Here is a 12,264-nt window from a genome sequence, read left to right as displayed (position 1 = left end):
AGCGGTTCTCCGGGCAATCAGCATCTGGCTAACAGCTTTAGGAGACACGCCCTAGTCCCGGCACAGCGCAACCCCCTGACGCCCTAGCTGGGCCAGTCGAAGAAGCCCTTCCCGGTTTTCCGCCCCAGTTCCCCGCGGGCCACTTTGTCCTTGAGGATCTGCGGGGGCGCGAACCGTTCGCCAAGGGTGGAGTGCAAGTACTCGGCGATGCCCAGGCGGACGTCCAGTCCCACGATGTCCGTGGTCTTGAGCGGCCCGGTGGGGTGCTTGTACCCAAGGACCATGGCATTATCGATGTCCTCTGCCGAGGCCACCCCCTCCTCCACCATCCGCATGGCTTCCAGCGCGATGGCCACGCCCAGGCGTGAGGACGCGAACCCCGGAGCATCGTTGACGACGACGGCGGTCTTACCGAGTGCCTCCACCCAGGTTTTGGCCGCGTCGGCCAGGTGCGGAGACGTCCGTTCACCCAGCACCACCTCGATGAGGGTGGAGGCGGGCACGGGGTTGAAGAAGTGCAGGCCCAGGAAGTTCTCCGGCCGCTTCAGTTCACGGGCCAGGCCGTTGACGGACAGCGAGGACGTGTTGGACGCAATGAAGGCGTCCTCCGCGAGCCGGTCCTCGATTCCCCTCAGTGCCGTGACTTTGAGGTCCCAGTCCTCGGGGACCGCTTCCACCACCAGCTGGCGGTCCTTGAAATCGTTGTAATCGGTGCTGACGGTCAGGCGCGTCACCAGTTCCTCGAAGTTGGCATCCACTGCCCCGCGTTCGATGCTCTTCAGCGCCGCGGATTCGACACGTTCCTGCGCGGCCTCGGCGGAGACGTCGTCCCGCTCCACCACCAGCACGTGGGCGCCCTTGATCAGGAACGCGTGGGCAATCCCGGCGCCCATGCGGCCGCCACCCAGGACGCCGACGTAAGTGGGAAGGCCCGGGGCTGTTGATGAAGTACTCATGGTCTACTTTCCGTCGGCGGTGGGTGCGGGGGCGGCGGCCTTCTTCGCTGCATTCCGGTCCAGGAACGCCTGCATGCGGTCGAATTTGGCCTGCGATTCGAAGAGGATGCCCTGGGCAAGCTGGTCGATCAGGGGATGGGCTTCCGCGGGGGCGTGGAACACCGACTTGGTAATGCGGACGGCCAGCGGGTCCTGGCGTCCGATCCTGTTGGCCAGGCTGTGGGCGGCGTCCAGGAGCTCAGCGGGGTCGTGGATTTCGGTGATCAGGTTGGCCGCTTTGGCTTCGTCGGCTCCGAGGACCAGGCCGGCCAGCAGGATCTGTTTGGCCAGCGGTTCGCCCACGAGTTCCTTGAGCCGCCAACTGGCACCGGCTGCAGCCAGGATTCCCAGTCCAGTTTCCGGGTTGCCGATCCGCACGTTGGGGGTGCCGATGCGGAAGTCCGCGGCGTAGGCGAGTTCCGCGCCACCGCCCAGGCAGTAGCCATCCAATGCTGCGATGACCGGCATGGGCAGCTTGGCGATCCGCACGAAGATGGTGGAGTTGATGCCCTGGAGGGCATCGTCCCGCCGGCGTTCGCGCAGCTGGGCAATATCGGCGCCGGAGGCGAAGACCCCGTCCACCCCGGCAATGATCAGTACTTTGGGGTTCTGTTCCAGGGCTGCGCAGACGGTGTGGAGTTCGTCCACCATGACCTGGTCGATCGCGTTCTTCACCTGGGGCCGGTTGAGCAGCACCACCACCCGGTCGTCCCGCTCCTCCACCAGGAGCGCGGAGAAGCTTTCCTTGGCTAGGTCCACTGCGGCGGCCATCAGATCTTCTCCAGGAGCAGCGCCGTGCCCTGGCCGACGCCCACGCACATGGTGGCCAGGCCGATCTTTGCGTCCTCGCGCTCCATCCGTCCCAGCAGGGTGATGGCAATTCGCGACCCGCTGGAACCGAGCGGGTGCCCCAGGGCGATGGCGCCGCCGTCGCGGTTCACAATCTCCGGCTCGAGTCCCAGGCGGCGGATGGAGGCCAGGGACTGCGTGGCAAAGGCTTCATTGAGCTCGACGGCGGACAGGTCACCGACGCTCAGTCCGCTCCGCTTAAGCACCTTCTGCGTTGCCGGGACGGGGCCGATGCCCATGATTTCCGGCTCGCAGCCGGCGGAGGCGCCGTCGATGATGCGGGCGCGGGGCGTCAGTCCCAGCCGCTCGATGGCTGCTTCGGAGGCGATGATGATGGCGGACGCGCCGTCATTCAGGGACGAGGAGTTTCCGGCCGTGACGACCGAACCGCCGTGTGCCACCGGCTTCAGGCGGGCGAGCACGTCCATGCTGGTCCCGGCGCGCGGCCCCTCGTCCGTGTCCACCACGGTCTCCGACTTGCGGGTTTTGACGGTGACGGGAACGATTTCGTCCTTGAACCGGCCGGCCGCGATGGCATCCAGTGCCAGCTGGTGCGAACGGACGGCGAATGCGTCAGCCTCCTCCCGGGAGATGCCGTCCACCCGGGCCACCTCTTCGGCTGTCTCCGGCATGGAGTATGTCATCTTGCCGTCCCGGGAGAGCCCGCCATGCTGGAACCGGGGATTGGTGAAACGCCAGCCAATGGAAGTGTCAAAGATCTGGCCCGGCTTGGCGAACGCAGCGGTGGGCTTTTCCTGCACCCAGGGGGCGCGGCTCATGGACTCCACACCGCCCGCGATGACGATGTCCGCGGCCCCGGCTTTGATCATGTGGCTGGCCTGGATGATGGCACTGAGGCCTGATGCGCACAGCCGGTTAACCGTGATTCCGGGGATGTGCAGCGGCAGTCCGGCCAGGAGGGTGGCCATCCGGGCCACGTTCCGGTTTTCCTCACCCGCGCCGTTGGCGTTGCCCAGGATGACTTCGTCGATGCTCTCGGGGTCCAGGCCTGCACGTTCCACGGCTTCGCGGACCACCAAGGCCGCAAGATCATCGGGCCGGACAGAGGACAACGCGCCCCCATACCTGCCTACGGGCGTTCGGACCCCACCAACAAGGAAAGCCTGCGGACCTGCGGTTGCAGCCATGGAAACACCCTTCACGCGATAAACAGCACTGTCATCGGCGGCCGGCGCAAGGGAATTATCCACTTACCGACCGTTCGTTCTGTAAATGGTACACGGCAGGTCCTTGCCGCGCACCCGGTTACAGCACCCGCACGCCCAAGTGCGCGGCAATCAGCGGCGCCAGGAGGCCCAATTGGTACTCATCGACAACGAGTCCACTCATGCTGCCCAGGCCGCTGATGCTGCGGAATTCCGTACCCCTGATGTCTACGTCCTTCAACCTGGCTCCCGCCAGGTCCAGCGACCCGATGGTGCAGTCCTCCAGCTTTACCCGTGTTGCGGTGGCTGCCCCCAGGTCGAGTTCGTTGATGATGCAGCCGCTGATCAGCACGTCGGCGAGTTTCGCCCCGCGCAGGTTGAGGAAGTCCAGCTTTCCGCCGTCGATGCGGACCGATTGCCAGCCGCTTTCATACAATTCGGCGGAGCCCAGGCGCGGGTTGGAGAACTCGACGTCGCGCCAGGTACTGCGGGCCCCCTGGAAGACCGGCGCGTACGCTTCGGCCAGGATGCAGTCGCGGAACGAGGCTCCGCGGAGTTGCGCCTCATTGAAGGACGGGGCATCGAACCGGCACTCGGCAAACACCGCCTCCCCCAGATCGAGGCCATCGAGGGCGGCACGGTTGAACCGGAGGTTGTCGTACCGCTCTCCACGGCGGAACGCGTGGTCCTGCCGGTCGTCGAACTCCTGGAGGTTTACGGCGGAAAGCCGCGGCGCGACCACCCTGGACGCCGCCGTGCCACGTGATTTTTCCATAAGCCCGAGCCTAATGCCGGGAGCCGGCAAAGGGCGTTGAGCCGGAGACTTGAAATGGTAAGCATGCTTTGTTTATGGTGAAAGGGCACGGTTGATCAACGACGCGAAAGGAGGCCGGAATCATGGGCCTCGGAGACAAGATCAGTAACGCGGCAGAGGACCTTGGCGGCAAGGCCAAGGAAGCTGCAGGCAACGCGACCGACAACGACCGCCTGAAGGCGGAAGGCCAGGCCGACCAGGTTAAGGCTGATGCCAAGAAGATGGGCGAAAGCGTGAAGGACGAGTTCAAGCGCAACTAGTCCTTGCTGGGGCAGCCGCAGCGAACGGCGTGCTGCCACAGCCCAAAACGGCGGCGGATCCACTGGATCTGCCGCCGTTTCGCTGTCCACTGGGGTTACCAGCCGCTGCGGGTGGGCGTATGCCCCTTCCGGGAGTCTTCGGGCATGGTCATTTCGGCGCGCACCCCGAGCAGCCTGACGGCGTTCCCGGCTTCCATCCTGGACGCGAGGCCAAGCAGCCCGGCCAGCACAGCTGCAGGATCAGAGGTCTCGGGAATCTTCCGCGCATAGGTCTTTGTGGTGAACGGGGCGTAGCGGACTTTCAGCGTCAGTCCCACCACCGGCCTGCCCTCGGCAGCCACATCCTCCATCACCTGGGCGGCCAGCCCGCGGACGGCGTCGTCAATCTGCCGCGGCTCCGTCAGGTCCTGCTGGAAGGTGGTCTCGCGGCTGTGGCCCCGCGCCACCCATGGCGTGTCATCGACGATCCGGGAGCCGTCACCGCGCCCCAGCTGCGCGTACCAGGGCCCCATTTTGGGACCGAATTCGGGGACCAGGTCCCCAGGGTTGGCCGCGGCGAGTTCGGCTACGGTGGTGATGCCAAGGGCTGTAAGGCGGCGGGACACCGCCTTTCCCACACCCCAAAGGTCCATGGTGGGCCGATCCCCCATGACCTCAAGCCAATTGGCCTGCGTGAGCCGGAAGACGCCTGCGGGCTTGCCGAACGTCGTCGCCACCTTGGCGCGGACCAGGGTGTCCCCGATGCCGACGCTGCAGTGCAGGCGGGTTTCCGCCAGGACGGCCTCCTGCAACCGCCGGGCAAAAGCCTCCGGGTCTGCCGAATTAATGCCCACGAATGCTTCGTCCCAGCCGAGGACCTGCACCGTGGCTCCGGGCTGCGAGCGCAGGACAGCCATCACGTGGTCGGATGCTTCGAGGTACGCCTCGTGATCCACGGGAAGGATGACGGCATCAGGCACTTTCCGCGCGGCGATCCGCAGCGGCATGCCGGAGCCCACACCAAAGGCCCGTGCCTCGTAGGACGCCGTTGACACCACGGCCCGTTCCGTCGGGTCGCCCCGGCCGCCCACGATCACGGGCTTCCCGGCCAGCTCCGGCCGGCGCAGCACCTCGACGGCCGCGATGAACTGGTCCAGGTCCACATGCAGCACCCACGGTTCTCCCACAAGCCCCAGTCTGCCCCGGCCGCGGCGCACGCACCACCCCGCCGCCCGCCGTCGGAAATCCAAACGGTGCCACATCCCGTGGCGGGCCGGTTAGCCTTGGCCCATGACGAACGTAGATCTGAGCGCCGCAAGCACCGCTGCCGGCGGTTCCCCTTCCCTGCATGGCTACCTTGCCGTGCCCGAAGGCCGGGGGCCGTTCCCTGGCGTGGTGATGATCCATGAAGCGTTCGGCCTCGATGACCAGACCCGGCGGCACGCGGACAGGCTGGCCAGGGCCGGCTACCTCACACTGGCGGTGGACCTGTACAGCGAAGGCGGCGCGCGGCGTTGCCTGGTGGCGACAATGCGTGCCATGGCGGCCCGCACGGGGCGGCCCTTCACGGACATCGCCACGGCCCGCCGCTGGCTGGCGGAGTCGGAAATGGGCAACGGCAGGACCGGGGTGATTGGCTTCTGCATGGGCGGGGGCTTTGCGCTCCTGGTGGCGCGGGACGGGTTCGACGCCGCCGCCGTCAACTACGGCCGGCTCCCGGGCAAGGAGCAGCAGGACCTGGACGATGCCCTGCGCGGCGCCTGCCCCATCGTGGCCAACTACGGCGGTGCGGACAAGTCCCTGAAGGGAGCCGCGGCCCGGCTTGAAACAACCCTGGACAAGCTGGGCATTGAGCACACCGTGAAGGAGTTTCCCGGCGCGGGCCACTCCTTCCTCAATGATGAGGAACAGGGGCCTGTTCTCCTCAGGCCGCTGATGCGGGTCATGGGCGTGGGACCGCACCCGGAGTCCGCCCCGGAGGCCTGGCAGCGCATCGAGGACCATTTCGCCAGGTACCTGAAGGACTGACCGGTTCCCGGTGCTTGCCGGGAAATGCCGACGGCGGGCCGCCCCTCCAAGGGGACGGCCCGCCGTCGTATGTTGTCCAGTCAGCCCTAGCTGAAGAGCTCACTCTTGGGCTGGTTGTTCTTGACCTTCTGCCAGCCCAGCCAGAGGACCACGGCAAAGAACGGAATGGTGGCCAGCGTCCACAGGCCCAGGTAGAACACTTCCCCGTCTTTGCTGGTCATGGTGTCGAAGCCGATGAGCACGGTGATGACGAGCAGGGCGATGAGGCCGGCCCAGCTGGTCCACGGCGAGCCCGGCATGGGCAGGCTGGAGACGGTGCCCTTCTTCTTCCGCAGCGCGATCTGGCTGGCGAAGATGGAGCCCCACGTGAAGATCACGCCAATGGAGGCGGTGTTCAGCGCCAGGTCGAAGGCGTGCGAGCCGCCCAGCCAGATGTTCAGGAGGATGCCCACCAGGTACACGGCGCCGATGGCCAGGATGGCCGCGTACGGCACACGGCGGGTGGACATGCGGGTCAGCCACTGCGGGGCGTGGCCGTTGTTGGCCATGGTGCGGAAGATCCGGCCGATCGAGTAGAGGCCCGAATTGCAGGAGGACAGGGCTGCGGTGATGACGATCATGTTCATGACATCGCCCATCCAGCCCAGGCCCATCTGGCCGAAGACAGTGACGAACGGGGAGGTGCCGGCCTTGTACTGGTCCGAGGGCAGCAGCATGGCGAGCAGGGTCACGGAACCGACGTAGAACACCACGATGCGGACCACGACGGCGCGGATCGCCTTGGGCACTTCGCGTTCCGGATTCTGCATCTCGCCGGCGGTGATGCCGACCAGTTCGATGGCGTTGTAGGCAAAGATCACGGCGTTCAGGACCAGGATCATGACCAGGGCGCCCTTGGGGAACATGCCGCCGTCGGCCGCGAAGAGGTTGTTGACGGATGCGTGGCCGTCACCCACCTTGGCGTTGGTGACCACCATGAAGGTGCCCACGGCCAGGAAGATCAGGATTGCGGCGACCTTCAGGCAGGAAGCCCAGAATTCGAATTCACCGAACGCCTTGACGCTGAACAGGTTCACGGCAACCAGCAGCACCAGCGCTGCGATGGCGGACAGTTCCACGGGAACGTTGGGGAAGAAGAACTGGAAGTAGAGGCCGATCGCGATGAGTTCGGCGATGCCGGTCATGGCCCAGTTGATGAAGTACATCCAGCCGGAGAGGAACGCACCCTTCTTGCCGAACATCTCACCGGCGTAGCTGACGAAGGAGCCGGACGTCTGGCGGTACATGATGAGTTCGCCCAGGGCCCGCATGAGCAGGTAGGCGATGACGCCGGCAATGGCGTAGGAGAGGATCAGGGCGGGACCGGTGGAGGCGAGGCGGCCGCCGGCGCCCATGAAGAGGCCGACGCCGATGGCGCCGCCCATGGCGATCATGGTGACGTGGCGTCGGCCCAGGGTCTTGCTGTAGCCCTCGTCGCTGAGGGATGAATCGACGGCGGAGGTTGCCGCCGTGCTGTTCTTGAGGTCTGTGGGGGTACTTTGAGGCACAACTGTTCCTTGTGGGTTGGGGGTTGGCCGCATCCGGTCTTCGTATGATCAAGCTCACAAAATTCGGGCTTTAGGCCAAAGACCAGCCGTTGTGAGGGTGAATCAGCCGAACTGCCGAAGCTTCACGCGACCTGACCATCTTACAAGACCGCCCGGAGTGGTACGTGACGCGCACTACACCGCACCGCCCGGCGATAGGCTGGGGCCATGGCAACAGCCCACCGCTTACCGCCCGCCCACCAGCCCCAGCTGTACCGCTTCTCCCGCCTGGACCTGGCCGCACTGTGCCTCTATGTCGCCATCGCCGGGTTCTTCGCGGTGGCCGGCGACGTGCTGGCCCCGTTGCTGCGGCAGGTGGCCCCGTCCCCGGCTGCCGCCTCCTACGCCGTGAACCTGCTGTTCTATGCCTCGGTGGGGATACTCGCCTTCCTGGCAGCCCGCAAAGTGGTGGTCCGGGACCTCAAAGTGCTCGCGACCCGGCCCTGGTTCACCCTGCTGATGGTGCCGGCAGCCGTGATCGCGATGATGATCCTGACCGCGGTCGTGGTCGCGGCGAACGGGCAGGTTGAAACGTCCGTGAACCAGGCGGGCCTGCAGGCGCTCATGCAGCAGGTCCCGGCCTGGCTCATGGTGCCCTTGCTGGTGGTGGTGGGCCCGTTTGTGGAGGAGTACATCTTCCGGCACCTGCTCATCGGCAAGTTGTCCAGGCGCGTGAACGTGTGGATCTGCTGCGCCCTGTCCGTGGCGCTGTTCGCTGCCCTGCACATCGTGGGCCAGGAAGCGCTCACCCTCACGGCACTGCTGCCCTACCTGGCCATGGGCGCCACCCTGGTGTTCGTCTACATGTGGACCGGGAAGAACGTGATGTTCTCCTACTTCGTGCACGCGGCCAAGAACCTCCTGGCAGTGATCCTGGTCTACGCCATCCCGCCGGAGCTCTTCGACCAGATGCAGAATGTCCAGGCGTAGCGCTCACTCCGGCCGCGTGTAACCCCGGAACGTGAACTGCTGGCTGCCTTCGGTCCAGCCGGCGATGTAGACCTTGAGGCCCGCTGAAGCGTTGGTGCCTGCCAGGTACCGGTAGCTTTCGCCGGGGTTGTAGGCGGCCGGCGCGTCGGCGTCGGCCGCCAGCCCGGGCCCGAATTCAATGACGTCCCCGTCCACGCTGTAGGTGCCGGTTCCGGACACCAGCTGGAAGGTTCCCGGCACGGCGCCCGGCTGCACGCCGCCCAGTTCTCCGCCCGGGGCAAACGTCAGTTCCAGGGCAAAGGCGGTCCTGGTGCCCTGGAATCCGATGTCCAGCCCGATCTCACCTTCCCCGGCCTCCACCGTCATCTGCGTGGCCAGCCGGTGGACGTCCTTCGGCCGGGCGCTGAACTCCATCCCGGCGCTGAACCTGCCTTCATGCTCCAGCGGGTATATGCCGTCGGCACGCAGCTTTCCGGCCGGCAGCGGCTGGTAAAAGTTCGCCGTCAGCTCCTCCGAAAGGACCACCGAGGAACCGTGGCGGACAGTGTGCTGGCTGCGGAAGGGGCCAAGGTCGAAGAAGCTCCGGGACAGGCGCACATGGGAGAGTTCTGCCGAACCGTGGCGGAACCGCAGGAAGGTGGGGTTGGTGGCCAGGCCGGATCCTACGCCAGGTTCCAGCGGGTCGCAGCCGCCGAACACGGTGGCAACCGCGCCGCCACGGCGGAAACGGTAGGCCCCGCAGCTTTCCAGGGCCGCGTCAGCCGGGACGAGGGGCAAGGGCAGGGACGCTGCCCCGTCCGGCGGCGGCACGGCGGGAAGTGCCATGCCAAGCCAAGGGTCCAGCCTGGTGAGCGCCAGCAGCTTCGCCGGTTCATGCAGCGGAAGCGTGCCCAGCCACGTGGCCGCGGCAGCGAAGTCCCCGCGCCCGTCCTGGACCGCCAGGCGGCGGTAGCCGTGGAGGAACGGGGCTGCCCCGAAGCTCATCCATTGGTCCTGCCGCCGGGAAAACACGGATTCCACGGTGCCGTCCGCGTTGAACCAGGGCAGGAACGCCGTGAGGTTGCGCCGGACATGGTCCAAGAGCTCATGCCGGCCTGCGGCGTCCGCGATGGTCAGCAGGGAGGGATTGGTGACCGCCGTGGCATACAGCGGGCTCCGCTCCGAGTACATGCCGTCCGCCAGCTGGTCAATGCCTTCGGCCAGCCACTGCTCCATGCGGTCCAGGATGTCCTGCCGCGGCTGCAGCATGTTCATCTGGGCCAAGGCGGCACAAAGCTCCCAGCGGTGGTTGGGGGTATGCACTCCCCCGGCCACCATGGCATCAGCGGACCGGTCCACGATGGCTGCCAGCCGGCGGTCCACCGGGTCCAGGACGGGGTCCGGTGCCGCCAGGCCACGGATGAGCCGCAGCGCCAGGCAGACGTCGTTCAGGGTGAAGGCCGAGTCCGGCGGCGAGCACAGATTCGTGCCGTCGAAGAGGCCGGTGGGCCCCTGCAGTGCCTCCAGCCGGTCCAGGCAGCGGTCCATCGCCCCGCGCAGGTGTTCCTGCCGGTGGAATCCGGAGCCCGGCGCCGTGTAGACCGTCACCAGATCCAGCAGCATTGCCATGGCGGGCCGGTGCGCAAGGGCCGGGACGTCGTCGTCGCGCGTGGCCAGGAACTCCGCCACGTGCCGGTCAGCCGCCCCCGCCACCTGTTCGATGAAGACTGTATCCACTGTTGCTGTCTGCAATGTTGCTGCCTTTCCTGGGTTCTGCCGGGGCGGAACCGTCCTAGTCCTTCAGGCCCGCGCTGACGTCCGCGTTGAGTACGTACTTCTGGAACACCAGGAACACCAGGACCAGGGGCAGGAGGGAAATGACGGACGCGCCCAAAAGGACTGGCCAGTCAATGTTTTCCGCACCCACGATGCTGCGCAGTGCCACCTGCAGGGTGTACCACTTGGGATCGTTCAGCACGATCAAGGGCCAGATGTAGTCGTTCCAGCGCCATTGGAATGAAAAGATCGCCAGCGTGAACAGGATGGGCCTGGACAGCGGCAGCATGATCCGGAAGAAGATGGCCAGTTCGCCCGCGCCGTCGATCCTGGCGGAGTGCAGCAGGTCGTCCGGGACCGTGAGGAAGAACTGGCGGAACATGAACACGCCGGTGGCCGTCAGGACGGACGGCACAATGATGCCGGCCAGCGAGTTGTACAGCCCCAGGTCACGGATCACCGAGAACGTCGGGTTCAGGATCACTTCGGTGGGAAGCATGGTGGTGGCCAGGATGCAGATGAAGAACAGCCTGGTTCCCTTGTTATTGTACTTGGCCAGCGCGTAGCCGGTGCAGGCACTGAAGAACACCGTCAGCGCGGTGGTCACGATGGACACAGTGGCCGTGTTCAGGAAGTACTGGGCGAAGTCCACCCGTTCCCAGGCATCCACGAAGCCCTGGAAAGTCCACTCCCGCGGAATCATGGACAACGGGTAACTGAACAGTTCACTGCCCGGCTTGAAGGAGCTGAGCAGGAACCAGAGCAGGGGCACGGCATAGATGGCCGCAATGAGCCAGGTCAGGGCGGTCAGCGGAACGGAGGCCTTGGCGCGGGCCTCGCGGTTGCCGCGCTGGTTCTTCGCGCCCCGCTTCCGCTGCGGTGCACCGGCACGTTCGGTTCCCAGGGCGGCTTCCTCCGCCACCGCGGGAGGCATGTTGGCAGCTGTTGCCATGGGTCAGCCCTTCTTCCGGTTGAACCGCAGCTGGATGAGGGCGATGGCCAGCAGGACCACCATCAGCACCATGGACGCCGCACTCGCGTAGCCCACCTTCGACTGTTCGAACCCGGTCTTGTAGATGTACTGCACGATCAGGGTGTTCTGGGTTCCAGGGCCGCCTCCGGTGAGTGCCTGTATCATGGCGAATTCCTTCATGGCGTGGATGGTGGACAGCAGGATGACCATGAACGACGTCGGCGCGATCCCCGGGAGGGTGACGTGCCGGAAGCGCTGCCAGGCGTTGGCGCCATCCAGTTCCGCCGCCTCCAGCAGGGACTCCGGAATGTTCTTCAGCGCGGCGATGAACAGCAGCATATTGAAGGCCGTACCGCCCCATGCCGAGGCGAAGATGACCACCGCCAGAGCAAGGTTTCCATCGCTGGACCACGGCAGGGGGTGCCCGCCGAGGGTGGAGATGACAAAGTTGACGAACCCGAAGTCCTGGCCGAACAGCCACTTCCAAATGACGCCGACAACGATCGGGGAGATCAGCCACGGCAGGAAGATCACCATCTTGGCCGCCGTACGGCCGCGGACCGCCTTGCTGACCAGCAGCGCGGCGACTCCCAGGGAGCAGACGTACACCAGCGGCACCGACAGGACGGTGTAGGTGAAGGTCCGGCCCAATGCGGCGTAGAAGCCTGCATCGGCAAAGAGCTTCTGGAAGTTGGCGAATCCGATGAAATGCAGCTTGCCGATTCCGCGGTAGTCCGTGAAGGAATACAACAGGCCCAGCGCGCCGGGCCAGACGAAGAAGACCAGGAAGAGGACCACGTTGACGCCGATCAGGACCAGCGGCGCGATGACGTAGCGGTTCCGGCGTTTCAGCGCGGCCTTGCCGGCGGCGGGCCGCGGCGCCGGGGATTCCGGCGGCGCGACCGTGCTGATGGTTGGCTGTGCCACGG

12 protein-coding genes are annotated in these 12,264 nt (G+C 66.0%); 3 read left to right on the top strand and 9 right to left on the bottom strand.

Annotated features, from left to right (window positions below; genetic code table 11):
- Positions 1–83: 83 nt before the first annotated feature.
- The 4 genes from HNO81_RS16375 to HNO81_RS16360 all read right to left on the bottom strand — a co-directional run bounded on the left by HNO81_RS16375 (position 84) and on the right by HNO81_RS16360 (position 3,785).
- Positions 84–956 (bottom strand): 3-hydroxyacyl-CoA dehydrogenase family protein, encoded by an 873-nt coding sequence (locus HNO81_RS16375; RefSeq protein ID WP_175319168.1) that lies wholly within the window; start codon positions 954–956, stop codon positions 84–86.
- 3 nt (positions 957–959) lie between these two features.
- The gene (locus tag HNO81_RS16370) at positions 960–1,766 is read right to left on the bottom strand and encodes an enoyl-CoA hydratase/isomerase family protein (protein ID WP_175319167.1); all 807 of its coding nucleotides are present in this window, start codon (positions 1,764–1,766) and stop codon (positions 960–962) included.
- Positions 1,766–2,992, bottom strand: a complete 1,227-nt coding sequence (locus tag HNO81_RS16365; protein ID WP_175319166.1) for a thiolase family protein — start codon at positions 2,990–2,992, stop codon at positions 1,766–1,768. Before HNO81_RS16365 ends, HNO81_RS16370 begins: the two co-directional genes overlap by 1 nt.
- A gap of 118 nt (positions 2,993–3,110) precedes the next feature.
- On the bottom strand, positions 3,111–3,785 hold the full coding sequence (locus HNO81_RS16360; protein WP_175319165.1) for a pentapeptide repeat-containing protein: 675 nt from the start codon (positions 3,783–3,785) through the stop codon (positions 3,111–3,113).
- 122 nt (positions 3,786–3,907) lie between these two features.
- On the opposite strand from HNO81_RS16360, the gene HNO81_RS16355 reads away from it, so the two are divergent.
- Positions 3,908–4,084, top strand: coding sequence for a CsbD family protein (locus tag HNO81_RS16355; RefSeq protein WP_175319164.1), 177 nt, complete (start codon positions 3,908–3,910; stop codon positions 4,082–4,084).
- Between the two features lie 95 nt (positions 4,085–4,179).
- Here HNO81_RS16355 and HNO81_RS16350 read toward each other — a convergent pair whose 3' ends face one another.
- Positions 4,180–5,235: a DNA polymerase IV gene (locus HNO81_RS16350; protein WP_371818291.1), complete on the bottom strand. Its 1,056-nt coding sequence runs from the start codon at positions 5,233–5,235 to the stop codon at positions 4,180–4,182.
- 118 nt (positions 5,236–5,353) lie between these two features.
- On the opposite strand from HNO81_RS16350, the gene HNO81_RS16345 reads away from it, so the two are divergent.
- Positions 5,354–6,091 carry a dienelactone hydrolase family protein gene (locus HNO81_RS16345; RefSeq protein ID WP_175319162.1) on the top strand — a complete coding sequence of 246 codons (738 nt, stop codon included), beginning with the start codon at positions 5,354–5,356 and terminating at the stop codon, positions 6,089–6,091.
- An 86-nt stretch (positions 6,092–6,177) separates the two neighbouring features.
- Here the strand turns inward: HNO81_RS16345 and HNO81_RS16340 are convergent, their stop codons facing one another.
- Entirely contained in the window at positions 6,178–7,638 is a 1,461-nt protein-coding gene (locus HNO81_RS16340) for an amino acid permease (protein ID WP_175319161.1), read from the bottom strand.
- A 207-nt stretch (positions 7,639–7,845) separates the two neighbouring features.
- Between HNO81_RS16340 and HNO81_RS16335 the strand changes: the two genes are divergently transcribed.
- On the top strand, positions 7,846–8,607 hold the full coding sequence (locus HNO81_RS16335) for a CPBP family intramembrane glutamic endopeptidase (protein WP_175319160.1): 762 nt from the start codon (positions 7,846–7,848) through the stop codon (positions 8,605–8,607).
- 3 nt (positions 8,608–8,610) lie between these two features.
- Here the strand turns inward: HNO81_RS16335 and HNO81_RS16330 are convergent, their stop codons facing one another.
- From HNO81_RS16330 to HNO81_RS16320, 3 genes are read right to left on the bottom strand one after another with little or no spacing between them, the layout of a single operon-like run.
- Positions 8,611–10,323, bottom strand: a complete 1,713-nt coding sequence (locus tag HNO81_RS16330) for a hypothetical protein (protein WP_371818290.1) — start codon at positions 10,321–10,323, stop codon at positions 8,611–8,613.
- Between the two features lie 55 nt (positions 10,324–10,378).
- On the bottom strand, positions 10,379–11,314 hold the full coding sequence (locus HNO81_RS16325; RefSeq protein ID WP_175319158.1) for a carbohydrate ABC transporter permease: 936 nt from the start codon (positions 11,312–11,314) through the stop codon (positions 10,379–10,381).
- 3 nt (positions 11,315–11,317) lie between these two features.
- A complete protein-coding gene (locus tag HNO81_RS16320; protein ID WP_371818289.1) occupies positions 11,318–12,262 on the bottom strand; it encodes a carbohydrate ABC transporter permease in 945 nt (314 codons plus the stop codon).
- Positions 12,263–12,264 lie beyond the last annotated feature (2 nt).

This window comes from Pseudarthrobacter sp. C4D7, assembly GCF_013359725.1.
Classification (GTDB): domain Bacteria; phylum Actinomycetota; class Actinomycetes; order Actinomycetales; family Micrococcaceae; genus Arthrobacter.
The sequence above is the reverse complement of the archived record's forward strand: the minus strand, read 5'-3'. Positions and strand labels throughout refer to the sequence as shown.

Bases quoted from the DNA above. Each gene is read 5' to 3' on its own strand.
- HNO81_RS16375 (WP_175319168.1), bottom strand. From the start codon at position 956: ATGAGTACTTCATCAACAGCCCCGGGCCTTCCCACTTACGTCGGCGTC.
- HNO81_RS16370 (WP_175319167.1), bottom strand. From the start codon at position 1,766: ATGGCCGCCGCAGTGGACCTAGCCAAGGAAAGCTTCTCCGCGCTCCTG.
- HNO81_RS16365 (WP_175319166.1), bottom strand. From the start codon at position 2,992: ATGGCTGCAACCGCAGGTCCGCAGGCTTTCCTTGTTGGTGGGGTCCGA.
- HNO81_RS16360 (WP_175319165.1), bottom strand. From the start codon at position 3,785: ATGGAAAAATCACGTGGCACGGCGGCGTCCAGGGTGGTCGCGCCGCGG.
- HNO81_RS16355 (WP_175319164.1), top strand. From the start codon at position 3,908: ATGGGCCTCGGAGACAAGATCAGTAACGCGGCAGAGGACCTTGGCGGC.
- HNO81_RS16345 (WP_175319162.1), top strand. From the start codon at position 5,354: ATGACGAACGTAGATCTGAGCGCCGCAAGCACCGCTGCCGGCGGTTCC.
- HNO81_RS16335 (WP_175319160.1), top strand. From the start codon at position 7,846: ATGGCAACAGCCCACCGCTTACCGCCCGCCCACCAGCCCCAGCTGTAC.
- HNO81_RS16325 (WP_175319158.1), bottom strand. From the start codon at position 11,314: ATGGCAACAGCTGCCAACATGCCTCCCGCGGTGGCGGAGGAAGCCGCC.